The sequence below is a fragment of the Citrobacter sp. wls716 genome, from assembly GCF_005280975.1.
Lineage (GTDB): Bacteria > Pseudomonadota > Gammaproteobacteria > Enterobacterales > Enterobacteriaceae > Citrobacter > Citrobacter youngae.
Map to the genome: position 1 here is coordinate 1 of NZ_SZWX01000001.1, position 1,200 is coordinate 1,200.

The 1,200-nt window shown below is 52.2% G+C and carries 1 protein-coding gene; it reads left to right on the plus strand.

Annotation, left to right across the window (positions count from 1 at the left end):
• Positions 1-1,192, plus strand: a protein-coding gene (locus tag FDX24_RS00005; protein WP_252362795.1) for an IS3 family transposase whose coding sequence is annotated in 2 segments (ribosomal slippage) — positions 1-273 and positions 273-1,192 — 1,193 coding nt annotated over the 2 segments. Because the reading frame shifts where the segments join, the coding sequence is not laid out codon by codon here. This gene is flagged as partial in the annotation.
• Positions 1,193-1,200: the final 8 nt, after the last annotated feature.

Genomic DNA, 1,200 nt, shown 5'->3' on the forward strand with positions numbered 1-1,200 from the left:
AAACAGGTGACTTAATGAACAAGAAAACTAAACGTACTTTCACCCCTGAGTTCAGGCTGGAATGTGCACAGCTGATTGTTGATAAAGGCTACTCATATCGACAAGCCAGTGAAGCAATGAATGTTGGTTCTACCACGCTTGAGTCCTGGGTACGCCAGCTCAGACGAGAGCGCCAGGGGATTACGCCCACTGCCACGCCCATTACTCCAGACCAGCAACGTATCCGCGAGCTGGAAAAGCAGGTTCGCCGTCTGGAGGAACAAAATACGATATTAAAAAAGGCTACTGCGCTCTTGATGTCCGACTCGCTGAACGGTTCACGATAGTTGCCAGACTGAGTGACAGCCACACGGTTGTCAGCCTGTGCTCCGCGCTGGAAATACACCGCAGCAGTTACCGGTACTGGCGAAAACGACGCGATATGGTTAATCCGGTACACGTCAGGTTGTGCAGCGAAATACGTCGGGCGTGGAACCAGAGTCGGGGCTCTGCGGGGGCACGCACTCTGGCTGACATGCTGACCCAAAACGGCGTCGCGATGAGCCGTTACCGTGCCGGACGTCTGATGAAATATCTGAACCTGAGCAGTTATCAGCCCGGAAAACATCAGTACAAAAATGCCCGTCAGGAGCATACCTGCCTGCCGAATCTGCTCGAGCGTCAGTTCGCTGTGCCCGAACCAGACCGGGTGTGGTGCGGAGACATTACGTATCTCTGGGCAGGAAATCGCTGGTGCTATCTGGCGGTCGTCATGGATCTTTTTGCCCGCAGGGTTGTCGGCTGGAGTCTGTCAGTACATGCCGATACCGCACTGATAAGCAGTGCCCTGCGGATGGCCTATGAAACGCGTGGTCAACCGCGTGATGTCATGTTCCATAGCGACCAGGGAAGCCAATATACAGGTCTGAAATATCAGCAACTTCTCTGGCGTTACAGAATAAAACAAAGCGTCAGTCGACGGGGAAACTGCTGGGATAACAGTCCAATGGAACGCTTCTTCCGCAGTCTGAAAACAGAATGGGTGCCAGCACATGGTTATGCAGGCAAGGACGAGGCCCGGCAGCAAATTAATGATTACATACTGAACTACTACAACAGCGTCAGACCTCACCATTATAACGGTGGACTGACGCCGGAAGAGTCTGAGAACAGATACCATTTTTACTGTAAAACTGTGGCCAGTATTACTTGACCACTACA